The organism is Hoyosella sp. YIM 151337, from assembly GCF_026041215.1.
Lineage (GTDB): Bacteria > Actinomycetota > Actinomycetes > Mycobacteriales > Mycobacteriaceae > Hoyosella.
Genome location: NZ_JAPEIQ010000013.1, coordinates 444909 through 469316 on the forward strand (window position 1 = coordinate 444909; position 24408 = coordinate 469316).

The 24408-nt window shown below is 63.6% G+C and carries 24 protein-coding genes; 13 read left to right on the forward strand and 11 right to left on the reverse strand.

Going from position 1 to position 24408, the window contains the following annotated elements; genetic code table 11:
- Positions 1–99: 99 nt before the first annotated feature.
- Positions 100–1407 carry a class I SAM-dependent RNA methyltransferase gene (locus ONR57_RS08270; protein ID WP_374116414.1) on the reverse strand — a complete coding sequence of 436 codons (1308 nt, stop codon included), beginning with the start codon at positions 1405–1407 and terminating at the stop codon, positions 100–102.
- Positions 1407–2105 (reverse strand): DUF3159 domain-containing protein, encoded by a 699-nt coding sequence (locus ONR57_RS08275; RefSeq protein ID WP_265122758.1) that lies wholly within the window; start codon positions 2103–2105, stop codon positions 1407–1409. Before ONR57_RS08275 ends, ONR57_RS08270 begins: the two co-directional genes overlap by 1 nt.
- A 58-nt stretch (positions 2106–2163) precedes the next feature.
- On the opposite strand from ONR57_RS08275, the gene ONR57_RS08280 reads away from it, so the two are divergent.
- The gene (locus tag ONR57_RS08280; RefSeq protein ID WP_265122679.1) at positions 2164–2895 is read left to right on the forward strand and encodes an alpha/beta hydrolase; all 732 of its coding nucleotides are present in this window, start codon (positions 2164–2166) and stop codon (positions 2893–2895) included.
- Here ONR57_RS08280 and ONR57_RS08285 read toward each other — a convergent pair.
- Positions 2872–3663 (reverse strand): DUF3710 domain-containing protein, encoded by a 792-nt coding sequence (locus ONR57_RS08285; protein WP_265122680.1) that lies wholly within the window; start codon positions 3661–3663, stop codon positions 2872–2874. The genes ONR57_RS08280 and ONR57_RS08285 overlap by 24 nt on opposite strands.
- Before the next feature lie 98 nt (positions 3664–3761).
- Positions 3762–4226, reverse strand: a complete 465-nt coding sequence (gene dut / locus ONR57_RS08290) for a dUTP diphosphatase (protein ID WP_265122759.1) — start codon at positions 4224–4226, stop codon at positions 3762–3764.
- 7 nt (positions 4227–4233) lie between these two features.
- On the opposite strand from dut, the gene ONR57_RS08295 reads away from it, so the two are divergent.
- Complete coding sequence (locus ONR57_RS08295) at positions 4234–4770, forward strand: DUF3093 domain-containing protein (RefSeq protein ID WP_374116420.1); 537 nt, start codon at positions 4234–4236, stop codon at positions 4768–4770.
- Between the two features lie 125 nt (positions 4771–4895).
- On the opposite strand, the gene ONR57_RS08300 is transcribed toward ONR57_RS08295, so the two are convergent.
- Positions 4896–5195 carry a DUF4193 domain-containing protein gene (locus tag ONR57_RS08300; RefSeq protein ID WP_265122682.1) on the reverse strand — a complete coding sequence of 100 codons (300 nt, stop codon included), beginning with the start codon at positions 5193–5195 and terminating at the stop codon, positions 4896–4898.
- A gap of 452 nt (positions 5196–5647) precedes the next feature.
- Here ONR57_RS08300 and cei point away from each other — a divergent pair, with 452 nt between their 5' ends.
- The gene (gene cei / locus ONR57_RS08305; protein WP_265122683.1) at positions 5648–6295 is read left to right on the forward strand and encodes an envelope integrity protein Cei; all 648 of its coding nucleotides are present in this window, start codon (positions 5648–5650) and stop codon (positions 6293–6295) included.
- Between the two features lie 63 nt (positions 6296–6358).
- Here cei and ONR57_RS08310 read toward each other — a convergent pair whose 3' ends face one another.
- Positions 6359–7270 carry an inositol monophosphatase family protein gene (locus ONR57_RS08310; RefSeq protein WP_265122684.1) on the reverse strand — a complete coding sequence of 304 codons (912 nt, stop codon included), beginning with the start codon at positions 7268–7270 and terminating at the stop codon, positions 6359–6361.
- A gap of 78 nt (positions 7271–7348) precedes the next feature.
- Between ONR57_RS08310 and ppgK the strand changes: the two genes are divergently transcribed.
- The 3 genes from ppgK to ONR57_RS08325 all read left to right on the forward strand — a co-directional run bounded on the left by ppgK (position 7349) and on the right by ONR57_RS08325 (position 10206).
- On the forward strand, positions 7349–8137 hold the full coding sequence (gene ppgK / locus ONR57_RS08315; RefSeq protein ID WP_265122685.1) for a polyphosphate--glucose phosphotransferase: 789 nt from the start codon (positions 7349–7351) through the stop codon (positions 8135–8137).
- 131 nt (positions 8138–8268) lie between these two features.
- Entirely contained in the window at positions 8269–9795 is a 1527-nt protein-coding gene (locus ONR57_RS08320; protein WP_374116421.1) for an RNA polymerase sigma factor, read from the forward strand.
- A 219-nt stretch (positions 9796–10014) separates the two neighbouring features.
- Entirely contained in the window at positions 10015–10206 is a 192-nt protein-coding gene (locus ONR57_RS08325; RefSeq protein WP_265122688.1) for a hypothetical protein, read from the forward strand.
- A 75-nt stretch (positions 10207–10281) separates the two neighbouring features.
- Here the strand turns inward: ONR57_RS08325 and ONR57_RS08330 are convergent, their stop codons facing one another.
- The gene (locus ONR57_RS08330) at positions 10282–12036 is read right to left on the reverse strand and encodes a DEAD/DEAH box helicase (RefSeq protein WP_265122689.1); all 1755 of its coding nucleotides are present in this window, start codon (positions 12034–12036) and stop codon (positions 10282–10284) included.
- A gap of 270 nt (positions 12037–12306) precedes the next feature.
- On the opposite strand from ONR57_RS08330, the gene ONR57_RS08335 reads away from it, so the two are divergent.
- Positions 12307–13434 carry a YihY/virulence factor BrkB family protein gene (locus tag ONR57_RS08335; RefSeq protein WP_265122760.1) on the forward strand — a complete coding sequence of 376 codons (1128 nt, stop codon included), beginning with the start codon at positions 12307–12309 and terminating at the stop codon, positions 13432–13434.
- Positions 13435–13445: 11 nt separating this feature from the next.
- Here the strand turns inward: ONR57_RS08335 and ONR57_RS08340 are convergent, their stop codons facing one another.
- Positions 13446–13676 (reverse strand): DUF3039 domain-containing protein, encoded by a 231-nt coding sequence (locus ONR57_RS08340; RefSeq protein WP_265122690.1) that lies wholly within the window; start codon positions 13674–13676, stop codon positions 13446–13448.
- A 71-nt stretch (positions 13677–13747) separates the two neighbouring features.
- Here ONR57_RS08340 and ONR57_RS08345 point away from each other — a divergent pair, with 71 nt between their 5' ends.
- The 4 genes from ONR57_RS08345 to ONR57_RS08360 all read left to right on the forward strand — a co-directional run bounded on the left by ONR57_RS08345 (position 13748) and on the right by ONR57_RS08360 (position 17242).
- Positions 13748–14149, forward strand: coding sequence for a DUF3099 domain-containing protein (locus ONR57_RS08345; protein WP_265122691.1), 402 nt, complete (start codon positions 13748–13750; stop codon positions 14147–14149).
- Complete coding sequence (locus ONR57_RS08350) at positions 14146–15657, forward strand: class I SAM-dependent methyltransferase (protein ID WP_265122693.1); 1512 nt, start codon at positions 14146–14148, stop codon at positions 15655–15657. The genes ONR57_RS08345 and ONR57_RS08350 overlap by 4 nt, the downstream gene beginning before the upstream one ends.
- Positions 15654–16079 (forward strand): D-aminoacyl-tRNA deacylase, encoded by a 426-nt coding sequence (gene dtd, locus ONR57_RS08355; protein ID WP_265122694.1) that lies wholly within the window; start codon positions 15654–15656, stop codon positions 16077–16079. Before ONR57_RS08350 ends, dtd begins: the two co-directional genes overlap by 4 nt.
- A 179-nt stretch (positions 16080–16258) precedes the next feature.
- Positions 16259–17242 carry a sigma-70 family RNA polymerase sigma factor gene (locus ONR57_RS08360; RefSeq protein ID WP_265122695.1) on the forward strand — a complete coding sequence of 328 codons (984 nt, stop codon included), beginning with the start codon at positions 16259–16261 and terminating at the stop codon, positions 17240–17242.
- A 192-nt stretch (positions 17243–17434) separates the two neighbouring features.
- Here the strand turns inward: ONR57_RS08360 and ONR57_RS08365 are convergent, their stop codons facing one another.
- Positions 17435–20131: a GNAT family N-acetyltransferase gene (locus ONR57_RS08365; RefSeq protein ID WP_374116415.1), complete on the reverse strand. Its 2697-nt coding sequence runs from the start codon at positions 20129–20131 to the stop codon at positions 17435–17437.
- Positions 20115–21371, reverse strand: coding sequence for an acetoin utilization protein AcuC (locus tag ONR57_RS08370; protein WP_265122697.1), 1257 nt, complete (start codon positions 21369–21371; stop codon positions 20115–20117). Before ONR57_RS08370 ends, ONR57_RS08365 begins: the two co-directional genes overlap by 17 nt.
- Before the next feature lie 171 nt (positions 21372–21542).
- On the opposite strand from ONR57_RS08370, the gene ONR57_RS08375 reads away from it, so the two are divergent.
- Positions 21543–22229: a metal-dependent transcriptional regulator gene (locus ONR57_RS08375; protein ID WP_265122698.1), complete on the forward strand. Its 687-nt coding sequence runs from the start codon at positions 21543–21545 to the stop codon at positions 22227–22229.
- 3 nt (positions 22230–22232) lie between these two features.
- Positions 22233–23234 carry a UDP-glucose 4-epimerase GalE gene (galE, locus tag ONR57_RS08380; protein WP_265122699.1) on the forward strand — a complete coding sequence of 334 codons (1002 nt, stop codon included), beginning with the start codon at positions 22233–22235 and terminating at the stop codon, positions 23232–23234.
- Positions 23235–23256: 22 nt separating this feature from the next.
- Here the strand turns inward: galE and ONR57_RS08385 are convergent, their stop codons facing one another.
- Entirely contained in the window at positions 23257–24387 is a 1131-nt protein-coding gene (locus tag ONR57_RS08385; RefSeq protein WP_265122700.1) for a DUF4192 domain-containing protein, read from the reverse strand.
- Positions 24388–24408: the final 21 nt, after the last annotated feature.

The window sequence follows — 24408 nt, forward strand, 5'->3', positions numbered from 1 at the left end:
TCGTTCTGGCGGCACGGACATCACCGTCCCAGCGTTCATGGTTCTGTCCAGTCTACGGATACCGGACCGTGCTTCCAGCTTCTGTGGCCTAATCGACGGTCACTTCACGAACATACCTATGCATTCGACGTGGTGTGTGAGCGGAAACGCGTCGAACGCGCGAAGCACACTCAGACTGTAACCCGCGCCGGCATACAGGGCACAGTCGCGGGCAAATGCAGCGGGGTCGCACCCGATGTGGATGATGCGCTGCGGCGATGCCGCCGCAACCTTGGCAATTACCCCGCGTCCCGCACCGGTCCGGGGCGGGTCGAGGACGACGACATCGGGTGACGTGGTCACCACGCGGTCGAGCACACGCTCCGTCGGCCCCTGATGAAACGTCACCTGTGGGATGTCGGCAAGTGCAGCGGCGCCGTCACGCACCGCGGCGGGCGCTGCCTCCACCGCCGCCACCGTGCCTCCTGGGCCGACCTGGTCGCCTAGCACTGCCGCGAACACGCCCGCTCCGCTGTATAGGTCCCAGGCATGCTGGCCCGGACGCAGCGCCGCCAACTCGCCCACGACAGCGCTATAGCGTTCAGGGGCGTGAATATGCGCCTGCCAGAAGCTAGCAGCCGCGACGCTGAATCGGCGACCTCGCACAAACTCGACCGCGCGGTCTGATCCCTCCACCACTCGCATCCCGCGCTGGTGTGCCTGCTTTGCCCGCCGTGCCGCGGCCGCCCGGCGGCGCTGAGCGGGGTCTCCAGACCTGGTGCGCCCTCGCGCACCCGACTCTTTCACAGGCTCGACTTCAGTTATGTGGCGGTCGCCGCAGCCATCGGTCGCAATGTAGAGTTCCGCGCCTGGCGTCCACGTGCGGTCCGCCACCCCTGCGAGAAGGCCTGGCACCGGCTGCGCACAGTTGGGGTCCTTCACCAGGTCATTGCTCCGGAGCCGCCGAACCCCGGCCGCACCCGCGCTGTCGACGCCGAGCCTTACGCGCGTGCGCCAGCCCGCGGCGAGTGGCACATCAGGGTCGGGTTCGAGCGGTTCGACAGCGATTTCGGCATCAATATGGGCGATGCGGCGCAGCTGCCCGGCGACGACACCCGATTTGATTTTCCGCTGGAGCGAACTTTCCATATGGGCGAAGTCGCAGCATCCCGCACCGCCCGGACCGCTCACCGGACACAGCGAGTCGGATCGTCCCGGAGCCGGATCGATGATGTCGATCGCCTCTGCGAAGCAGAATGCCCCGCCGTTGTCCTCTGTAACGAGGGCACGCACTCGCTCGCCTGGGATGCCGTACCGGACGAAGACGACGCGGCCTTCATGGCGAGCCACACAGACACCGCCGTGGGCAGCCTCACCGAGATCCACACTGAGTACGTCACCCGTCCAATTCACCGTTGACGCAACCACTACAGCGACCGGGTGCCGTGTTCGCCCGTGTGCGGAATGGATCCGCCGCCGGTTGTCTTCTCCGACTCATTGTCCGCTGCCGCACTGATTGCCTTGTCGGCCCGGCGCACAGCGTAAACGCAGACCAGGAATGCCACGGCGGCCAGCGGCCAGCCCATGGCTAGTCGTGCGAATGCGAGCCAGCCTGTCTGGTCGGCGTCGTACAAATGGGCCTGGACAAGGTAACGCGCGCCGAATACCAGCACCCAGACGGCCGTGGCGAGATCGTAGTACCGCAGCGCGGTACGGTTCCGCCGCCACGTTGTCCCCCTCTCCGTGAGGTAACTCCACACCACACCGACAAGCGGCCATCGGACGATGATCGAGAGCAGGAACACGGAGCCGTAGATGAGGCTCGTGTAGATACCGAACAGGAAGAAGCCGCGGGCCTCCCCCGTCCGGTGGGCAATGAACGCGCAGATGCCCACGCCGATGAATCCGGAGATCGCCGGCTGGATGGGGTCTTTGCGGACAACCCGCCACACGAGCACTGCCGCAGCCGCAGCGAGGGCGAGCCAGATCGCGGCAGTCAAACCCGTCAGGGTGTTAGCCACAATGAAGACGACGATGGGGACCGTCGACTGGATGAGGCCGCTGACCCCGCCGAGCTGGTCGAGCCGTGACTGCTGCTGATCGAACACACTACGAGGGTGCCACATCGCGAGCCACCGCGCGTCCGCGGCTTCGCGAAGGAAGCGAACAGGCAAGATATGTGACGTGCCGATTGACAGCGAAGACGACAAGCGTCCGTATCGTCCTGATGTTGCCGTGTTGTTGCCGGGTTCCGGCTCCCGCTCAGAGTTTATCGAACGCGCTTTCGGTCCCGCTCTGCGTCACGCTGGCATCCCGCTGCTCGCACCGCAGCCGGACCCGGAGTTTTTGGTCGAGTCCTCCCTGGAGTTGTTGACCGCGGCCGCCACTGGCCACACTCGCCTGCTTGTCGGCGGGGTGTCGATCGGTGCGGCGATCGGTGTGCTGTGGGCGGCACGAAACCCTGGGAATACGGCGGCCATCGCGGCGGCTTTGCCCGCGTGGACAGGCGAGCCGCATGAGGCGCCCGCCGCGCACAGCGCCCGGCACACCTCAGCACAGCTTCGCGCTCATGGCCTCGAGACTGTCATTCGCGACATGCGCGCAACAAGCCCGGCGTGGCTCGCTGACGAACTCGACGCGTCCTGGCGAAAACTGTGGCCGGGGTTGCCCGCCGCGCTCGCGCAGGCGAGCGAGTTCAGTGAACTGACGGAAGCGGTGCTCGCAGCGGTGCCCGTGCCAACAGGTATTGCCGCAGCAACCGACGACCCTGTACACCCGTGGGAGACCGCAAAGCAGTGGAGCGCGCACCTTCAGAACTCACACATCACTCCCGTGACGCTCGTCGACGCTGGGCGTGACCCGGCAGTGCTGGGCCACGCGTGCCTCACGTCGTTACGCTCGCTCGGCGCCGTCTGAGGGAGCCGGGCCAGGCTGCTGTGGCGCGGGGCCCGGCTGCTGCGACGTCTGCGCAGCTTGTTCGGCTGCGGCTTTGGCAGCCTGCATCGCCTGCTGTTGCTGCATGGCCGCCAGCTGCTGTTGCAGCGCCTTGGGCAAGGTGACCGGCAGTGGCGTGCGCACCGGCAGCGGACCATCGCCACGGCTGACGATTGTGCCCTTCAACACATCGCGAGCCGTCCGCGCTAGGTCGCCGTCAGCAGTACCCGTTCCAGCCGGGCCCGCCGCCACGAGCCGTACCATCCAGCGCGGCCCATCTACACCGATGAACCGAATGTCGGCAGCCTTCGTGACTGCGACGACCTCCGGGCCCCACGGGCCGTTCTCAGTCCGCACTTCCGCGCCGTCACGTTTCACAGACTCACTCAACTCGACAGAAACCTCGCGCCACATTCCTGACGAGCGTGGCGCGGCATACGCCGCTACCGTAATTCGGCCGAACTGCGTGGCCAGATGCACACCCTGCACGCCCCCGCCAGATTTCGCCATCTCTACCTGGACCTGCCCGCCAGGAGGGAGCGGGAGAGACAAGGACCCGAGATCGAGGCGCTTCTCCCCCGATGCAGGCGGGTCGACCTCACTCGAATCGAATGGCCCGTCCGAGCGATCTGATTCGTGCGGCTCCAGGGCATCCGGTGCCGCCGCGGGGTCAGGGGTCTCGGCTGCGGCGGACGGAGGCGTGACCGCACCGCCGTCGTCTGCGTTCTTTTTACGCCGGAGAATGCCCACGTCACTTCCCTTCCTGCTTGGTGCCGCGCAGCGAAACCGCCTTCGCGTGTGCGGGCGTGGCGTGCACGCTCCGCGCCGTGGCGGTGAGCTGCAGGGCGCTACACATCAGCGGCCAGACTCGCGTGTCCGCCACTCGAGCCGTAACCACCGCCGCCCCGCGACGTGTCACTCAGCGACTCCGCTTCCACGAACACCGGCAATTCCACGCGCTGAACCACCAATTGAGCAATCCGATCGCCCCGGTGAATGTGAATAGGCGTGCGCGGATCGTGGTTAATCAGGCAAACCTTAATTTCGCCACGGTACCCAGCATCCACCGTACCTGGCGTGTTCACGATGGACAGACCCGTACGTACCGCTAAACCTGAACGGGGATGAATGAGTCCAACGGTGCCTTCCGGCAGCGCTACCGCGATGCCGGTGCCGACCAGCACCCGCTCACCAGGTTCGATGACAACATCAACCGCGGACACGAGGTCCGCGCCCGCGTCACCCGGGTGGGCTCGCGCCGGCAACGGCAACTCGGGATCGAGCCGGATAACAGGGATCGCGAGATCAGTCATGTTTTCGGTGCGCACGTTCGGCGAGACTACTCTCATTGTCGTGCAAAACCACGCTTCGCCCCCTCCAGATGACAGCGCGCCCGCCGAATACCAGGAACAGCTTTGGGTTCCCTGGTGGTGGTGGCCGCTCGGCTTGGTCGCTTCTTCGCTCGTTGCGACTCAGTTTGCACTGGGAATCGACGCGCTGCCAGCGTGGATTCCTTATCTGGTACTCGCGCCAGTGCCCATCTGGGTGCTGTGGTACTTGTCGCGAACAAAGCTGCGTGTGACAGCCGACGGCCCGGACGGGCCATCCCTGCACGTGGGCGATGCCTGCCTTCCGGCGAGCGTCATCGCACGCACGGCGGTAATTCCGCCCTCAGCGAAACAAGCGGCGATGGGAAGACAACTCGATCCTGCGGCATACGTGGCGAACCGCAATTGGGTACGTCCTATGGTGCTGGTCGTCCTCAACGACCCGGACGACCCCACACCGTACTGGCTCTTTAGTTCCCGGCACCCAGAGCGGCTGGTCGCGGCGCTGGAAAGCAACATCAGGAGCTGAACCCTATAGTGCGTTGTCCGACGGCATTGCCGCTGGGGCGCATGGTCCCGCCATGGAACGGCCGGAGAGGCACATGGGTGCGCGCTCCACTCACTCAGTGAGTGGAGGCCCGCATAGGTTCACGGTCAGATGCAGTCCTGGCAAACCAGCTGACCACCCTCACTGCTCGCGAGGCGGCTCCGGTGGAAGACCAGGAAGCACTGCGAACAGGTGAACTCGTCAGCCTGCTTCGGAATAACCCTGACCGAAAGCTCCTCACCTGAGAGATCGGCCCCGGGCAGTTCAAAGGACTCAACGGTGTCTGAGTCGTCGAGGTCGACCGCTGACGATTGAGCCTCACCACGGCGCGACGTGAGCTCATCCAGCGAGTCCTCGGACATCTCGTCCGTTTCGCTGCGCCTCGGCGCGTCGTAATCAGTCGGCATCTACTTTCATCCCCTATCCACGTGCGCTGCTACCAGACGCTTGTGCCGTATTCTCCATAACACGCTGCCGCGACTGAACATTTCCGGCCGCTCGACCAACTCGAGCCGTCACAGCAGGCGCGCACAGAGTACGTGTGCGGGTGGGTAACGTACCAGTCGGGGGTTTTATGCCCGCACCCGCCGCCACACGATCTGTGACATTCGTCACAATTCGGGCGTGTCGATGGAACAACCAGCCGCCAGACAATAACGGACCTACCCATGATTCGCCCGTCAAACCCGGCAGGATGCAACAAAATCTCAACAGTTTGAAGGACACCGCGACGGGCCGTTGCAACTTCGGCGACAACCTTCGGCATGGCGCCACCCGGGTAACGACCCGCAACTGACTAGACTGCCCTCAACGAACTGCGCAGCAGTGTTGTTCAGCTTGAGGAAGGACCAACCAGACTGTGGTCTCGCTGATCACCGAGGGACACACCACCGATCCGCATGGCAGGCCTTACAAGCGCCGCAGACCGGTGCCCCTCCTCATTCTTGCCGGAATACTTGCCGCGGCCGCGGGTATCGTGTGGATTCAGGTCCTCACCATTGAGAAGGCCCCGGTCAGCGCCATCGACTGCAACGATCCGCCGCCCGGATCCCCCCCTGTCGGCGAGCAGTTTTCTCGCTCGGAAATGGTCAAAATCAGACCTGCGCCGCTGCCTCAAACGCAGGTCCGCGTCTACAACGCGAACGGCGAAGCGGGCCAGGCGTCGTCCGTGGCTGCGCAGCTAAGCGACCTCGGCTATGAGCCCGCACCTGACGTGCAGGCGGGAAATGACCCCGTGTACACCGACCAGAATCTGCAATGCCACGGACAGATCCGGTTCGGCCCTGAGGGCCGCGCCGCCGCCAGCACTCTCTGGCTCGCGGCACCCTGTGCGGAACTCATCGAAGACGCCCGCGAAGACACCACGGTTGATTTGGCGCTGGGAACATACTTCCGCACGATTTCACCGTCGCCGGAAGCCGAGGTTGCCCTGCAACTCCTGCGCGGAGATGGCGGCGACGGGCCAGAGCAGGACGTCATCGACTCCGCCCGGTCGGCGCTCTGCTGACGCCGCCGGTCTCACTTGCCTCCAAATGCGGAGGGAGCGCAACCGGGCTGCCCAGTCCGCGCCCTAGACAGGCTCGAGCGCGCCGTGTGCGCGGAGTAACTCCAGAAACTCGTCCGCGATTCCCGGAGCCGCCGCCACAGTGACATGCCTCGCGCCAGCACCGCTGGCGCGAGGCAATTGCACAACAGCGCCGGCTTCGCGGGCAATCAGGCTGCCTGCCGCCCAGTCCCAAGGATTCAATCCATGCTCGAAATGTGCGTCGACCTGACCTGATGCGACCATGCAGAGGTCGAGCGCCGCAGAACCTATCCGCCGGATATCCCGTACCTTCGGGAGGATAGCCGCCACGAACGCACCCTGCTTGCGGCGGATTTCCGCCGCGTACGCGAACCCGGTGGCAACGAGAGCATGCGAGACGTCAGTCTCACTGCTGCACCGCAGAGGATGCGGTGCAGCACGCACCGCATCCTCCCGGTCCAACTGCCGCAGTGCCGCCCCTTGCCCCAGCGCGGCGGAGTAAAGCGCGCCCGAGGCAACGTCGGCGACAGCACCTGCTACCGAGGCACCGTCAATCTGGGCTGCGACCGACACTGCATACGCCCTGATGCCGTACATGAAGTTCACCGTGCCGTCGATGGGATCGACTACCCAGCGCACACCCGCGGTCGCTGTCGCATCACCGCCGCCTTCCTCCCCCAGCACAGCATCACCAGGCCGCCGCCGGTGAAGTTCCTCCCGGATCAACTTTTCGCATTCGGAGTCGACGATCGTGACTGGATCTGTTGGCGTCGATTTTGCTCGCACCGCGCCGTCCGCGACAGGACCCGACACGCCGAACACTTCAGGGCGCCGCCGGCGAACAAAGCGCGTCGCCACCTCGGCCACTTCCTCTGCGACGCTGCGAAGTTCCGCTATGAGCTGACTGTTGTTGCTGGTCTGTTCCGGCACGGGTCTATCGCAGCATATGGCAGTCATCCGCGCCACCGGGAGCGCTAAGGTAAAGCCACGCGAACGGCCGCACTCTCAACCATGTCCGCAGCGAGGGGGCACGACATGAACTCCACGAACTCGGCGCCAGAACCAGTGCCGCCCACATCTCAGCCGCCATTAGGCCTTGGTGTTGACATTGGCGGCAGCGGTGTCAAAGGCGCCATCGTGAACCTCGATGCCGGGACGCTGCACACCGAACGCATACGCATCGACACGCCGAAACCTGCGACACCCGCCGCCGTCGCCGGTACCGTGGCGGAGATCGTCACCCAGTTCAGCTGGGATGGCCCGGTCGGCATCACTGTGCCTGCCGTGGTCAAGGCCGGCGTCACCTACAGCGCCGCAAACATTGACCCCTCGTGGATCGGCACGAACGCGGAAGCTCTATTTGCTTCGTACCTCGGCGATCGCAGGGTGACTGTGCTCAACGACGCAGACGCGGCTGGCATCGCAGAGCTTCAGTTCGGAGCGGGGCGCGGCGAAAAGGGTCTTGTAATTCTGTTGACGTTCGGTACTGGGATCGGCTCGGCCATTCTGTACGACGGCGTACTCGTGCCGAACAGTGAACTGGGCCACTTGGAAGTGAACGGCAAAGAAGCCGAGCACCGTGCGGCAGCCTCAGTTCGTGAGCGAAAAAAGCTCAGCTGGACTGATTGGGCCGCCGAGGTATCAACCGTGCTTAACACGTACCAAGCGCTCTTTTCGCCGGATCTCTTCATCGTCGGCGGCGGCGTCAGCAGGAAAAGCGAAAAATGGCTGCCGCTGCTTTCCGTAAATACCCGAATCGTGCCTGCGCAGCTGCGCAACACCGCTGGCATTGTGGGCGGTGCGCTTGCCGCGCGGTCGCTCTGATTTGCTTATTTTGCAGACTCAGGGCGGATCGGGCGCTCCTCACTCCGGCGGGATCGTTACAATGGAACGCGGCCCGTTTTTCAGCAGGCCAATCCGAAGGACTTTCCGCCAGCACGGTTCCCCCGACGAACCTGGCTCACGCCGCACGACGAAGTCACGAAAGGGCGTACGTGGCATCTACCGAAACACCGGGCACGACCGGCTCAGATTCTGACACTGGGGCCGGTTCCGTATCCGCTCCTCAGCGGACGGCTGCCCGCAAGGCCCCTGCCAAAAAGTCTCCCGCGAAGGCTGCGAAACGCGCAGCCGGCCAAATGACGCCGGACCAAGCCGCTCAGGATGAGGCAGCGAGCGCTGGCGCAGCTGCCGCCGAGAATGGAGCCGACGGTCCCGCGAAGACTGCGCGCCGCCCTGCAAAAAAGGGAGCACGCAAGGCACCTGCCAAGAAGGCGCAGTCCGCCACTGCCGGTGCGGCTGCTGCCCCAGCGGAACCCGATGCTGAGCCCGACGACGAAGCAGGCCTCGGCGATATCGAGCCCGGTGATCTGACCGACGCTGATATCGAACTCGGTGATGACGCCGAACTGGAAGCCGAACCCGCGGAAGCTGCACCGTCTCCTCGCCGCCGCAGCCAGGCGAACGACAAGGATGACAAAGCTGAGGCTTCGGGTGATTTCGTCTGGGACGAGGAAGAGTCAGAGGCGCTCCGGCAAGCGCGCAAAGATGCTGAGCTTACGGCTTCGGCAGACTCGGTTCGCGCTTACCTGAAGCAAATCGGTAAGGTCGCGCTGCTCAATGCTGAGGAAGAGGTTGAGCTCGCCAAACGGATCGAAGCCGGATTGTTCGCCGCAGAGAAAATGCGGCGATACGCTGAGGCAGGCGAAAAAGTGCAGCCTCCGCTGCGCCAGAACCTGAGCTGGGTGATTCGCGATGGAAACCGGGCCAAGAACCACCTTTTGGAAGCCAACCTCCGGCTAGTGGTATCTCTGGCCAAGCGATACACCGGCCGCGGTATGGCGTTCCTCGACCTGATCCAGGAGGGCAACCTGGGTCTGATCCGCGCGGTCGAAAAGTTCGATTACACCAAGGGTTACAAGTTCTCGACGTACGCGACGTGGTGGATCCGTCAGGCGATCACCAGAGCGATGGCCGACCAGGCGCGTACGATCCGCATCCCCGTGCACATGGTCGAAGTCATCAACAAGCTCGGGCGCATTCAGCGTGAGCTTCTCCAGGATCTCGGCCGCGAACCAACTCCTGAAGAGCTGGCAAAGGAAATGGACATCTCGCCGGAGAAGGTCCTCGAGATCCAGCAGTATGCGCGCGAGCCGATCTCGCTTGATCAAACAATCGGCGACGAGGGTGACAGCCAGCTTGGTGATTTCATCGAAGACAGTGAAGCCGTCGTCGCTGTCGACGCCGTCAGCTTCACTCTGCTCCAGGACCAGTTGCAGTCCGTGCTGGAGACACTGTCGGAGAGAGAAGCGGGCGTCGTGCGTTTGCGCTTCGGGCTGACCGACGGGCAACCGCGCACGCTCGATGAGATCGGGCAGGTGTACGGCGTCACGCGTGAACGTATTCGGCAGATTGAGTCGAAAACGATGTCTAAGCTGCGCCACCCCAGCCGCAGTCAGGTCTTGCGCGACTACCTCGACTGATCGGTATCAGCGCAAGGTTTGAGCGAGGCGAAGCCCGGGCAGCCTATGGTTGTCCGGGCTTTACCCTTTTGTTGGTTGTTGCGTAAGCCACATTTAAGCCTGAGGCGGGAACAACGTGATAGCGCCATTCGTCTACTGGGGTAAGGGACGCGAGGACCGCGGCAGCCGCTAACTCGTGTTCGCCCAACAGGAGCCCCCGGGCACCGGAATGGAGGAGATATGACCGCAACCGCGACCACCGTCCGGCTGACTGCGATTGATCGCTGCGACCGGTGCGGCGCACGCGCCCGGGTGTTAGCTACCCTCCCGTCGGGCGGCGAACTCTTGTTCTGCCAGCACCATGCAAACGAGTACACCGCGAAGCTCACGGAACTAGAAGCGAATGTGGCGGTCGCTGCTGAAGGCGAGTGACCGCTGCCTGGGTGTGCAGGCGTTCCAGGCTTGATCTCGGTGGGGATCCCAGGTGGGGTCCCCACCGTGCGTTAACTACCAGCTCCGCAAGATCGCAATTCGGTCGCGCAGCTGCTCAGCGGTGGCGCTCGCGGTAGCTGGCCCGCCGCAAATGCGGCGCAGTTCGCCGTGGATCGCTCCGTGCGCTTTTCCGGTGCGATGGTGTTGCATAGCGACGAGTTTGTTCAGCTCCCGCCGCAGGAGTGACAACTGTGCAGCGGTCGACTCCCGGGGCTCGGGGGCTGGCCTCGGGATCTCCGGTTCTGTGGGCTGGCTGCTCTGACCGGCCGCGCCTTCCTGGGTACGTTTCTTGATTTGCTCGCTCTGTCGCTGCTGCAGCAGCGCTCGCATCTGCTCAGCGTCAAGCAGCCCCGGCAGGCCGAGGTAGTCAGCCTCTTCCTCGCTGCCGGAGAACGTCGCGGTTCCGAAGGAAGAACCGTCATAGATAACCTGGTCGAGCTCAGCCTGCGCACCAAGCGCGGTGAAGGCTTTCTCTTCCTCGCCAAGCTCGTCTTTCGTCTTATTCGCCTCTGCTAGCAGATCATCATCGAAACCGTCTTTTTCCCGGTGCGGCTTGCCAAGCACGTGGTCGCGCTGCGCTTCAAGCTTGCTCGCAAGATCGAGCAGAACCGGCACCGACGGCAGAAAGACACTCGCGGTCTCACCCGCGGTGCGGAGCCGCACGAAACGACCGATCGCCTGCGCGAAGTACAGCGGTGTCGATGCGCTTGTGGCGTACACGCCAACGGCGAGGCGGGGCACGTCCACGCCCTCGGACACCATACGCACGGCAACCATCCATTTGTCTGCACTCGCGTTGAACTCAGCGATGCGGCCCGACGACGCTGGGTCATCCGAAAGGACCAGCACGGGACTCTCCCCGGTGATCTCCTCTAGAGCACGGGCATATGCGCGCGCCATCGTCTGATCAGTCGCGATGACGAGCCCTCCGGCGTCGGGCATGCCACCGGCACGCAGTTGCCCCAGCCGGGTGTGTGCGGCAGACAGGACGGACGGGATCCAGTCGCCTTCTGGATCCAGCGCAGTGCGCCACGCGCGTGCCGTCTGTTCAGCATTCAGCGGCTCGCCGAGTCGCGCCGCGAACTCCTCGCCTGCACTATTGCGCCACCGCGCTTCACCTGAATAAGCGAGAAACACGACCGGCCGGACGACGCCGTCCCCGAGCGCATCCGCGTACCCGTACGTGTGATCTGCCTTCGACCGTGCGAGTCCGCCGGGTTCAGGCTCGTAGGTGACAAACGGAATCGGGCTGTCATCGCTGCGGAACGGGGTACCCGTCAGCGCCAGCCGGCGCGTCGCGTCGGAGAAGGCTTCCCGCATGGCCTCGCCCCAGCTCTTCGCATCGCCGGCATGGTGAACCTCATCGAGAATCACCAGCGTGCGCCGATTTTCCGTGCGAACACGGTGCTTGAACGGGTGTGATGCCACCTGCGCGTAGGTAACGGCAACGCCGTGATAGTCACGGGAAGTCTGCCCGGCTGAATTCGAAAAGTTCGAATCGATCGCGATGCCCACCCGATTCGCGGACTCCGCCCACTGATGCTTCAGGTGTTCTGTCGGGGCGACGATCGTCACCTGGTCGACCGTGCGATCCTGCAGAAGTTCGGCGGCCACACGCAACGCGAATGTCGTCTTTCCTGCGCCCGGCGTCGCGACCGCCAGGAAGTCGCGCGGTCGCGTCGACAGGTATTTCGTCAGCGCGCGCCGCTGCCAGGTGCGCAGCGTGACTGTGGATGCCCTGACCTCGGTCTGCACCGTTTCCGCCCGCACACACTCTCCTTGTCAGATTTCGCTCGCCCCACCGTCTCCGCGATCAGCGGCGACCATTCAGTTGCACACGTCAGCACACACTGACCGCGACAATCAAATGCGCCGCGCGCTCTTCGCACGTGGGCAGCGCCACACGACTCCGCCCTAAGCCGCCATGGGCGGGAGACCGGCCCGCCCCATATTATTTCACCGAGCCGCCGATCACCCGGCGCGGACACGGCAGGCCGCATGCCCGCAAAGACCACGGCCGTCGAGCATCCTAGAGAGGCCATGAGCGAACAGGAACAAGCGACCCGCGCCGAACCAGTCGTGCGCAGGCATCGCTGGCACCCAATCCGGCGGACCGGTCAAGTGATCGGCCGCACCGCCTCGCGCGCGTGGGACGATTCGATCTTCTCGCACTCCGCGACCGCTGCCTTCTGGCAGGTTCTCTCGCTGCCGCCACTACTGCTCGGCGTGCTCGGCATGCTCGGTTACGTCGGTGACTGGTTCGGCCCGAACACCATCGAAATCATTGAAGGCAAGATCATCACGTTCAGTGGCGCGATCTTCAACGAGAGCGTTGTGGAACAGATTATTCAGCCCACGGTGAACGATGTGCTGGTGCGGGGACGGCTTGAGATCGTTTCCGTGGGCTTCGTGCTGTCGCTTTGGGCGGGATCGTCCGCAATCTCCGCCTTTGTGGACGCTATCGTCGAAGCGCACGGTCAGACGGAGCACCGGCATCCCGTGTGGCAGCGTTTGTTCGCGCTGCTGCTTTACGTCGTCTTCATGTTCCTGGCCGTGTTCACGATGCCCCTGGTCGCACTCGGGCCAGCGATCATCATGGACCTGATTCCCGACTCTTGGGACCGAATCGGTTCCGAAATGGTGCACACGTTCTACTACCCCGCCGTTGCGCTACTGCTGTTGTTCGGGCTGACAACGCTGTACAAGGTGGCACTCCCCCGCAGCCTGCCATGGCACCGGCTACTCGCGGGTGCCATGCTCGCTGGCGCCGTGTTCTACGCCGCGAGCACTGGGCTGCGTGTCTACTTGGGCGCAGTCACCCGCACGGGCTACACGTACGGGGCGCTCGCCACGCCGATTGCATTCCTGCTGTTCGCGTTCTTCCTTGGATTCGCGATCATGCTCGGTGCCGAGTTCAACGCCACCATTCAGGAAATGTGGCCGGCGCGGGCAACCCGTATCGAGCAAGTGAAGATGTGGCTGGCGACACAGGCGCAAGCGGCATCGGACCGGCCCGAAGACCGGCCCGTAACCTCACACCTGCTGCGGCTCGCGTCCGGGTCTATACGGGTCGTGACGGACCGGCCTGCCCGGGGCCCACACGCACACGGTAAGCACGAAGCCAACCCCAGCGACGACGCCGTGGTCGAGACTCTGAAGAACCCGTGACGGCGCGCCCGCTACTGCCGCAACCGTTCGTACACTTTCTTACACTCCGGACACACAGGTGACCCAGGTTTAGGCGATCGCGTTACGGGAAACACTTCACCGCACAGCGCTACCACGAAATTGCCGGTTACCGCGCTCTCCGTGATCTTGTCCTTGCGGACGTAGTGGAAGAACTTCGGGACGTCGTCGCCGGTCGTCTCATCAGTACGGGTATCGGGACGTTCCTTGATATCAGGGCTCACACCTCAATAATGCCGCACTCTGCCGAGAGCCCGAAGTGGCTTCCCAGAGTGGCTAGTGGGAGAGTAGAAGAATGACGAAGCATCCGCACAGTTCCCAGGGCGGATTTTTTACCGGGGACGACTCAGCGGCCCGAGCCTACGGCAAATCCGCGAAGCCACTTCTCATCACTGGTGCCTCCGAGACTTTCGAGCAGCAACAGCGGGCCCGTGTGCGGAAATACACAATCCTCATGGCGTTTCGCATACCAGCACTCGTGCTCGCGGCGATCGCGTACTCGATCACCGGGACAGGCTGGATACCGCTTCTCATCATCGCACTCTCGATTCCGCTCCCCTGGATCGCGGTGCTCATCGCCAACGACCGGCCGCCGCGGCGCAAAGACGAACCCGACCGCTACGATGCGCGCCGGCGCGCCGCCGATGCTGACCAGCGCGCGATTGAACAGCAGCGGCACGAGACAATCGAAGGGTGACGAAAAACGAGACAACCGCGTTCTGGTCTGCAGTCCGCGACGTTTTTGAGCGGAATGATTTCACTGCGGATGGCGTGATCGCACTGCTCGCCCCAAGCGGACTCGCTGCACTCGACCGAGGTGAGCCCGGCGCTGTCCGGAGACGCTGTCGCGAGGCAGGGCCGCTCGGTCTCCTAATCCGCTACTTCATGCTTGGCGATGCCGTCCCGGCCGACGATATCGCCCGGGTTCTGGCACCGATCGACACCGGCGACTTGCTGTCTAATGGCCTTCTCGAGCGGGGTACGGCCGGGCTTGCGGAATCGCTTGTCGATGTGCGGCCTCTCGATGCGGGCCACGGCAATCGATGGATCGTTTCAGATTTCGATGCGACGATGCGGATACGCGAGCTCAGCCCAGATCACGTTCTCGGTGTCGGGGCCGCGTCGCTGTCGCTGTTGCGCGCCACACCCACCGAACCCGTCGGCAGAGTCCTGGATCTCGGCACCGGTTGCGGAATTCAGGCTGTACACGCCGCCACCTACGCAAACTCCGTCACCGCGACGGATGTTAGCCCCCGCGCGCTGCGCCTCGCAGCTGCGACTTTCGCGCTCAATGGAATCGACGCCGACTTGCGCGAGGGATCGTGGTTCGAGCCTGTCGCAGGTGAAGAATACGACCAGGTGGTCGCTAATCCGCCGTTCGTCGTCAGTGGTCCTGCAGTGGAGCTGACCTACCGGGATTCAGGCCTCGTGCTCGATGACGCAAGTGCACTCGTCATACGTTCAAGCCTCGAACATCTCGCTGTTGGCGGCACCGCGGCGCTGCTCGCCTCGTGGGTGCACCAGGACGGGCAAGACTGGCGTACCAGGGTGGCGTCGTGGCTGCCTGACACCGGTGTCGATGCCTGGTTCGTCCAGCGTGACGTCGCCGACAAGGAATTCTACGTCTCAACCTGGTTGCGAGATACGGACGTCGACCTGCGTACACCCGCAGGCACCGCACGCCAGGAAAAGTGGCTCGAACACCTCGACCGCGCCGGGGTGGATGCGATCGGGTTCGGTTTTGTTTTTCTGCGGCGCACCACCGCTCCGTCGGACATCTTGTGTGAGGATCTCCTGCACGAATTCGGCGACCCGCTGGGTACTGAAGCATCGAGTTATCTGCGGCGGGTCGCGTGGCTGCGAGATAACGACGTACGCGCAGCCCGGCTCTGTCTGAACCCGCACAGCGCTCTCGAACAGGTCTCGAGTCCCGGCGAGAACGGCTGGGAACACGTCGTCACCCGCATCCACCGAACCGAAGGACCTCGCTGGCAGCATGAGATCGACGACCTCGCTGCTCGGCTGCTCGCTGGGCTGAGGCCCGATGGGCTTCCGTTCGCGGACGTGATCAGCCTGCTCGCAGCGACCACTGACGAGCCCGCGGACGAACTCTTGACACGCGGCACCGCTTTGATCGAGGGACTCATCCGGCACGGTGTTGTGCTGCCCGCCGGGTTGTGTGACGCCGACGAGGGACCACGATGATCGCAGTGATATCACGGGTGACGCGCGCATCGGTCTCCGTCAGCGGCGATGTGGTCGGTGAGATCACCACACCGGGTCTTCTAGTGCTGCTCGGCGTCGCTCGTGACGACGGCGCTCAGCAGGTTGCCATCATGGCAAGGAAGATCGCTGAGCTCCGAATTTTGCGCGACGAGAAATGCGCCTCCGAGGTGGGGGCACCCATTCTGCTCGTAAGCCAGTTCACGCTGCTCGGCAACACGAAGAAGGGACGCCGCCCATCATGGGTCGCCGCCGCTGCTCCCGCCGAGGCGCAACAGCGCTACAACGAGGTCTCCGAAGCTCTGCGCGCTCAGGGGCTGAAGGTTGAGCACGGCCTCTTCGGCGCAGACATGGCGGTGGAATCGGTCAATGACGGACCGTTCACAGTCCTCGTTCATACGTAAACCCCTTCGGGACACGACGACTGGTAAACCGGTTCCGCAGTTCACCCTTTCTCAGCAACTTCTCAGATGACCGACAAAATCGACGCAGGTCAGGGTGTTTGAACTCGTGCGATGACGGGAACTTTTTTATGTATCCGATTCGTTGTGGATATGTACGACAACCGATGAGGAGGCACGCAATGACCAGCCCCGCGACAACTCGCCGCAGGAATGGAACCGCTGACATCAGCGCCGCCGAGCTTGATTCGCAGAGCCCAGCCGCTGACCTTGTACGTGTCTACCTCAATGGTATCGGGCGAACCGCACTTTTGACGGCCGAGGACGAAGTCGAACTCGCCAAGCGCATCGAAGCAGGCCTGTATGCGACACACCTATTGCAGACCGCGCCCAAGCTGACGCCCGCAAAGAAGCGTGACCTCGCCTTCATCGTTCGCGACGGCCAGCGCGCACGCGGTCACCTTCTCGAGGCAAACTTGCGTCTCGTCGTCTCGCTTGCGAAGCGGTATACCGGACGTGGCATGCCGCTTCTGGATCTGATTCAGGAAGGCAATCTCGGCTTGATCCGGGCAATGGAGAAGTTCGACTACGCGAAGGGCTTCAAGTTCTCCACCTATGCAACCTGGTGGATCCGGCAGGCAATAACGCGCGGAATGGCCGACCAGAGCCGCACGATCCGGCTCCCAGTGCACCTCGTTGAGCAGGTGAACAAGCTCGCACGCATCAAGCGAGAACTGCACCAACAGCTGGGCCGGGAGGCGACCGAGGAGGAACTGGCCCGAGAGTCGGGGATCCCGCAGGAAAAAATCCAGGATCTGCTCGATCACAGCCGCGACCCGGTGAGCCTCGACATGCCCGTCGGCAGTGACGAGGAAGCACCGCTCGGTGACTTCATCGAGGACTCGGATGCGACAGACGCGGAAACCGCAGTTATCACCACACTTCTGCACAGTGATATCCGGACCGTGCTCGCGACGCTCGACGAGCGTGAACGCCAGGTCATCATTCTTCGATACGGTCTCGAAGATGGGCAGCCACGGACACTCGATCAGATCGGCCGTATTTTCGGACTTTCCCGGGAACGTGTTCGCCAGATCGAGCGTGAAGTCATGACAAAGCTGCGCCAGGGCGATCGGGCGGAGAAACTGCGCGGTTACGCGTCGTAATGCCTCGGCGCACCTAATTCATCTCAGATGCTCGTCAGAAGCATCTGTCTGCCGCGGCGCGGGTCAGTCTTGTCGGGAGGCTGACCCGCGTCTTTTGTTTGCGACAAAGCCTCACACGAGATATTCGGCGAAACGTCCCGTATCGGTGACGAAACGCCGCCGGGTTAGCGGAGGCGGCGGGCCGCCGCCGCGTTAGCGGAGGCGGCGGGCCGCCGCCGCGTTGTCCAGGTCCTGGAATGCAACCTCTTTCCCGATGCGCAGTTGCGCGCCAATCACCGACGCGTCGTCTGGGGCTGCAAGGACCGGATGGAGCAGCAGGGCCCGCACCTCCGGAAGGTCGACGGCGAGTGCGGAGACTCGCTGCGCGAGTTCGACGAGAGCTTCCTTGTTGGCCGCCGGCGCGCCACGGAGACCGTCCAGCAGCGGGGACGCTTTGGGCGAATTGATGAGTGTGTGTGCGGCGTCTTCGGTGAGGGGCGGGACCTGATAGGCCCGGTCACCGACGAGTTCGGAAATCACCCCGGCGAGCCCGAACGTGACAAGTGTGCCGAATGATGGGTCATCCTGCAGGCTGAGTGTACAACCCACCCCTTTCGCTGCCATCTTCTGCACGCGGACAGTCGCTGATCCGGAGATGGCGGCCATGTCGCTGTAAGCGAGCCGCACCGATGTGTCACGCGTCAAATCGAGCCGGACGCCAAGGAGGTCGGTCCGGTACTGCCACTGCTCCCCGACCGCCTTCACCGCGACAGGGTAGCCCAGTTCTTGTGCCGCAGCGATCGCCTCGTCGGGCGTCGTCACGTCTTTGAACGGGACAATCTTGATGCCGTAGCATCCAAGCACTTCTGCCGACTGCTCATCAGTGAGCAGACGCTGGCCCTGTTCGGGCAGCCAGCCGCGTATCAAGTCCCGCGCGCGGTCGGGATCCATACCTTCAGGCCGGACGACCTTGGATACGGGCTGGCTCTTCCAGCGCGCATAACGCCAGGCGCGAGCGAGTGCCGCTACCGCTCGTTCCGGGCCAGGATACGACGGCACAGAACCGCGCATCGGCGCACCAGCGTGATCGCGCACGGCCAGTTGATCGGGGATGCCCTCACTACCAAGAAATGTGCTGACCAGTGGTTTCGCTGCATCTCGTGCTGTCTCACGCAAGGCTGCCGCGTACGGTTCGGACGGCACCGCGACCGGGGGCACGAACACCGCGATCACAGCGTCCACGTCTTCGGACGCCAGTGCCGCGGCGATCGCGCTGGCGAATTCCGATGGTGACGCGTGCGGCCCAACATCGATCGGATCGTTGGCGGCGAGGTTTTCGCCGCGAGCAGCGTCAACGGTAAGGACACCCAGTGCGGTCGAGTTACCAACGACAGCAACCCGCGGCCCAGCAGGCAGCGGTTGGTAGCCGAAGAGCAAAGCACAGTCGAACAGGTCGGAAATGCTGCCTACCTGGACCACACCGGTTTGTTCGAACAGTGCCGACACACTGGACTCGTCAAGCGACACCCCTGTTGCCGCCAGGGCAAAAGGCGCGGCATGGCGCCCGCTCTTGACAGCGACTACTGGTTTGCTGCGCGCCACCCGGCGGGCGATGCGTGAGAATTTGCGCGGATTGCCGAAGCTCTCCAAGTACAGCAGCACCACATCGGTTTCTGGATCCGAGTCCCAATACTGGAGCAGGTCGTTGCCCGAAAGGTCGGCGCGGTTACCCGCAGAAACAAACGTGGACAGCCCGAGCTGCCGCCGCCGAGCGGTGTCCAGAATCGCTATCCCAAGCGCGCCCGATTGACAGAAGAACCCGATTCTGCCGCGCGGGGGCAGTACCGGCACGAGGGAGGCGTTCATCGCGATCGCCGGATCAGTGTTCGCGACCCCGAGCGCATTCGGGCCGATTACCCGCATGCCGTGCGTTCGGGCCGACTGCACAAGCCGTCGTTCTGCCTCCACGCCGTCCATGCTCGCCTCGCTGAATCCAGCGGAGACAACGACGAGCGCTTTGACTCGCTTTGTCAGACAGTCGTCAAGTACTTCGTCAATCGCCTGCGCGGGCACCGCGACGACGGCGAGGTCCACTGGGTCAGGGATGTCCCGAACCGTCGGATAGGCCCGCACACCGCGAACCGAGTTGCGTTCGGGGTGCACCGGGAACACTGGGCCGGTGAAACCGGCTGCGAGCAAGTTCTGCAGAACGGCACCCCCGACCTTGGTGGGATCCGTTGATGCCCCGATAACGGCGATCGACCGTGGGTGCAGCACGTTACGCACACTGCGCGCTTCCGACATGCGCTCGCGAGACTCACGCACGGTCTGGCGGGCGTCGGTGGGATCGATATCGAAGGCCAGGTGCGCGACACTCCCGTCGTAACTGCGGGAGATCTCGTAGCCAGCTTCTTTGAACACCGCTATCATTCCGCGGTTCTCGGCGAGCACTTCCGCTTCGAATCGCGTGATCCCGTTCTGGGCGGCAGCATCCGCGAGGTGCTCGAGGAGGATCGAGCCCAAACCCCGGCCTTGATGCTCGTCGGCGATCACGAAAGCTACCTCGGCCGAGTCGCTCGTGCCGGAGTACATCAACCGTTCGTACAACCCCACACCGATGATGTCGTCGCCGAGAATCAGCACGAACGACACGCGGTCTTTGTGGTCGACATTCGTGAAATGTATGACGTCGCGTTCCGGCATTCGCGGATACGGACCGAAGTAGCGCAGGTAGCGGGTGCGTTCGGAAAGGCCGGCGTGGAAGCGAACCAGTCGTTCGCTGTCCACCGGAGTGATTGGCCGCAGATGCACGACGCCGCCGTCGGAGGCGAGCACGTCCGCTTCCCAGGCGAGGGGGTAGTTATGGCCGCCGTTGTTCTTGCGGAGCTCTTGTTCAGTCACGGGGATCATCCGGGTCTAGGCCGAGCAGTGGATACACAGCTCGGCGGGTCTCGAGAATGGCACTGTCTACGCGTGCAAGGTCACGTTCCTGGCTCGGCGGCCCGACGACCGAGGCGACGACCGAGCCGCTCCAGCGCTCGAATTCGACTTTGCCGCTATCACCCATGCGGTCCGGCGGTGATATGTCTGGCGCCACCCGCTGCGCTTGTTCTTTCCACTGATCTGGAATCGGTGTGGCGGGGTCAATATCGATCCCGGCCGCGAGCGAGATGAGGTGGGTCCACGACCGCGGCACGACCCGTATCAGACCGTAACCACCGCCACCGACGGCGAGCCAGCGTCCGTCGCACACTTCATCGGCGAGGTCCCGCATAGCGCGGAACGCGAGTCGCTGCCCGTCGACAGTGAGGGAAAGATCAGCAAGCGGATCCTCCCGGTGAGTATCCGCACCGCACTGGCTGACGATGATGTCGGGCTCGAATGCGCGCACTGCCCCAGGGACTATCGCATGGAAAGCTCGCAGCCACAGCGAGTCGGGAGTGCCCGGCAGCATTGGGATGTTGATCGATGTTCCTTCGGCGGCACCGTTACCGATCTCCGCAGGCCAGCCCGTGCCCGGCCACAAGGTGGCGGGATGCTGATGCAGCGAGATCGTGAGCACCCTGGGATCGTCGTAGAAGGCGTGCTGTACCCCGTCACCGTGGTGGACATCGACGTCGATGTACGCCACGCGTTTGTAGCCCTGTTCGAGCAGCCAGGAGATCGCGATCGCGCAATCGTTGTAGATGCAGAAGCCGGCCGCATAGTTCGGCATCGCGTGGTGCATTCCGCCCGCGATCGACACCGCGCGGCGTACACGTCCGGAGAATATTTGGCGGGCAGCGGCGAGGGTTCCACCGGTGACGATTGTGCCGGCGTCGTGCATCGCCGGGAACACGGGGTTGTCCTCGTTCCCGAGACCGTGCGCGAGGCCGACGATCCGGTTTTCGCGGCGCAGGTCCGCGTCCGGCTCGGAAACCTTCTGAACAGCGGCGAGGTACGCGGGGGTGTGTACACGCAGCAATTCTGCTTCGGAAGAACGGTCGGGCCGTATGACTTCGCTGTCCGATAACACGCCGAGGGCTTCGGCCAGCGCGATGGTGAGTTCCAGCCGGACGGGGTTCATCGGGTGCGAATCGCTGAGTCGATAGCTGAGGAACTCCGGCGTCCAAATGACACTGTGCGGGACGGTATCCGGCTGCGGGCTCATAACTTTCCACGCTACTGCCCTAGCTGGAATTCTGCGTGCTTCCCCCGCGTTTACCTTCAGCTGGTTGGGGTTGCGGCCACCGCTGCGGAAATGTGGGACGTTTGGCACCGACCAAAGGCCCCAGGGCCCTTGCCGTAAAGGTAAACTCGCTTGCGACAGAGGGGTGTGAGAGTGAAAGAACTGGTTGACACGACGGAGATGTACCTCCGGACCGTCTACGAACTTGAGGAAGAGGGCGTGGTGCCGCTGCGTGCCCGCATCGCGGAGCGCCTAGAACAGAGCGGGCCTACGGTCAGTCAGACCGTAGCGCGAATGGAGCGTGACGGCCTGCTCTCTGTAGGGGGAGACCGCCACCTCGAGCTCACCCCGAAGGGCAGGGAACTCGCAGTCGCTGTCATGCGAAAGCACCGCCTCGCGGAGCGGCTCCTCGTCGACGTCATCGGACTCCAATGGGAGAATGTGCATGCTGAGGCATGCCGCTGGGAACACGTGATGAGCGAGGACGTGGAGCGTCGGCTTGTTTCAGTGCTCAACAATCCAACCACTTCGCCGTACGGTAACCCGATTCCCGGACTGGAACGGCTCGGACTCGACGTGACGGCCGAACCCGACCCACAGCTCATACGCCTGTCTGAACTTCCGCAGGGATCTGCGGCGCCGGTCGTCATTCGCCGGCTTGCCGAACACGTTCAGGTGGATACGGAGCTTATCGCCCGCCTGCGCCATGCGGGCGTTGTTCCCAACGCCCGCATCACCGTAGAGGTATTCCCCGGCGGGGTGCGCATCACAACACCCGGCCACGAAGGCCTCGATATCCCCGACGATATGGCACACGCAATACAGGTCGAGAAAGTCTAGCCAGTGAAGTTGCTGGTCACCGGCGGCGCTGGCTATGTCGGCAGTGTCTGCGCAGCCGTGCTGCTCGAGCGCGGGCACCGTGTCACTGTGGTTGACGATCTCTCCACTGGGAATCGTGAGGCGGTTCCCAGTGGAGCCATGTTCGTCGAAGCGGACGCAGGTGCCGCCGCAAGCGACATCCTCCGCGCGGGAGTCGACGGGGAACAGTACGATGGTGTCCTCCATTTCGCGGCGCATTCGCTCGTCGGCGAATCCGTGACCAGACCTGACTTGTACTGGCATGGCAACGTCGTCACGACGCTCGCACTTCTCGATGCAATGCGGTTGCACGCAGTCCCACACCTGGTCTTTTCCTCAACCGCAGCGACATACGGAGAGCCCGAATCGGTTCCCATCACCGAGGACTTCCCAACCCAGCCGACTAACCCGTACGGCGCCACAAAGCTTGCGATCGACCACGCGATCACGTCGTACAGCCGTGCCTTCGGGCTGGGTGCGACCAGTTTGCGGTACTTCAACGTCGCAGGTGCGTACGGGTCGATTGGTGAAAACCGGGCGATCGAAACTCACCTCATTCCACTTGTGCTGCAAGTAGCCATGGGCTTCCGGGACAGCATTTCGGTGTTTGGATCCGATTGGGATACCCGCGACGGCACGGCGGTTCGCGACTACATCCACGTGCGTGACCTCGCCGAAGCGCATGTGCTCGCACTCGAATCGTCGCAGCCCGGCCGTCACCGAATCTTCAACCTTGGTTCTGGGGAGGGATTCACTGTTCGTGAGGTGATCGAGGCGTGCCGGAGGGTAACCGGCCACCCGATCCCAGCAGTCGAGGCGCCGCGCAGGCCTGGCGACCCGGCGGTGCTTATCGCGTCAAGCGACCGGGCGATCACTGAACTCGGCTGGTCACCGCAATACACGGACATCGACAGGATCGTGCGCGACGCGTGGGATTTCACAAGGGAACTCGGGGACGGCGCCCACGCGGCACACCGCACCGCCTAGCGCCGAAAGCTGATTGGTCTGGCTATGTCGCATGTCTCGATCGCTCTGAAGCCAGTGGAAGCGCGAGCGGCGGCAGCGTGACACCGAGCGCTTCAGCAAGCTGCCAGCCGATCGTCGCGATTTCAGCGATGACATTTGGTGGTGTGCCGGCGCGCAGCGCGGTATCGAGCAAACGCGCCATCCTGTGCTCCGAATCTGCGCCTAGCGCGATATCGAGAGCGACGCCCGCAAGTGTCCCGTCACCACGTACGTACGCAGAATGCGCGAGCAGCGTCGCAGCTTCTGCACGAGCTGGTTCAGGCAGGTATCGGGTAAGTACAGTCCAAAGCCGCTCCGCTGGCTCCGCTTCGTCGGTGAGGGCCAGCGCGAATACGCAGTCGCGCACCGGGATCCGCAAAAGTGCCTCGGCGAGCGCAACGCACTCTTCGTCTCCAGGTTGCTCCCAACAGTCGATTGACGAAACCGCGAAAAGGACCCGTTCGAGGTGGTGAGCGTCCTCCGGCGACTTCGCTCTGCGCTTATGAGACGGAAGCAGCTTCAGTTTCTTGGCGATGCGTTGTGATTGTTGCTCGTCTGCACATTCGAGTTCGGTGACGAGATCGGAGCGGCTTGGCCGTATCATCCGGCCGGCCGCTACGAGTTCGGCGGCGACTGCGGATTCTCGAGGGTCAGCGATTACACCTTCATCCCGGATCGGCAGTTCGCTGCGCCAGCGCTCGCCCGCACTGATGCGCGGTGCCATGTACGCTGCTCCCACCGAAATGCCAGCACACTCAAGCCCCTCGATGACAGCATCCGTGATGTCCGCGGCCAACAGCGGCGACGTGTCGCTGATAACAGCGAGGAGAACGGTATTCACGCCGTTGCTGTCACAGAACTGAATGAGCGAAGAGACGACCTCGGGAAGCACATCGAAGCACACCGCGCCATCCGCATCGAACGGGACGTCAGCCCGGATAAACCCGGTGAAATCTGTGCGGCGCGGACCACCCATGCACATGACGACGATGGACTCCTCCGGGTAGTACCCTAACAGCGCGGGCAGTGCCCCGAGTAAGTCGCTTACGTGCGTGAGCCGCAGTTTCGCGGGTGCATTTCCGGTTGTGACTGACGAATCTGCGGGCGGCGCCGGAGGCACGTGGTGAGGTGTCATGCGTTAAGAATGCGGTGGCGC

Coding starts and splice junctions, on each gene's coding strand:
- ONR57_RS08275 (WP_265122758.1), bottom strand. CDS start 2,105: ATGTGGCACCCTCGTAGTGTGTTCGATCAGCAGCAGTCACGGCTCGAC.
- dut (WP_265122759.1), bottom strand. CDS start 4,226: ATGACTGATCTCGCGATCCCTGTTATCCGGCTCGATCCCGAGTTGCCG.
- ONR57_RS08300 (WP_265122682.1), bottom strand. CDS start 5,195: ATGCCGACTGATTACGACGCGCCGAGGCGCAGCGAAACGGACGAGATG.
- ONR57_RS08310 (WP_265122684.1), bottom strand. CDS start 7,270: ATGACTGCCATATGCTGCGATAGACCCGTGCCGGAACAGACCAGCAAC.
- ppgK (WP_265122685.1), top strand. CDS start 7,349: ATGAACTCCACGAACTCGGCGCCAGAACCAGTGCCGCCCACATCTCAG.
- ONR57_RS08325 (WP_265122688.1), top strand. CDS start 10,015: ATGACCGCAACCGCGACCACCGTCCGGCTGACTGCGATTGATCGCTGC.
- ONR57_RS08335 (WP_265122760.1), top strand. CDS start 12,307: ATGAGCGAACAGGAACAAGCGACCCGCGCCGAACCAGTCGTGCGCAGG.
- ONR57_RS08345 (WP_265122691.1), top strand. CDS start 13,748: ATGACGAAGCATCCGCACAGTTCCCAGGGCGGATTTTTTACCGGGGAC.
- dtd (WP_265122694.1), top strand. CDS start 15,654: ATGATCGCAGTGATATCACGGGTGACGCGCGCATCGGTCTCCGTCAGC.
- ONR57_RS08360 (WP_265122695.1), top strand. CDS start 16,259: ATGACCAGCCCCGCGACAACTCGCCGCAGGAATGGAACCGCTGACATC.
- ONR57_RS08365 (WP_374116415.1), bottom strand. CDS start 20,131: ATGATCCCCGTGACTGAACAAGAGCTCCGCAAGAACAACGGCGGCCAT.
- ONR57_RS08370 (WP_265122697.1), bottom strand. CDS start 21,371: ATGAGCCCGCAGCCGGATACCGTCCCGCACAGTGTCATTTGGACGCCG.
- ONR57_RS08385 (WP_265122700.1), bottom strand. CDS start 24,387: ATGACACCTCACCACGTGCCTCCGGCGCCGCCCGCAGATTCGTCAGTC.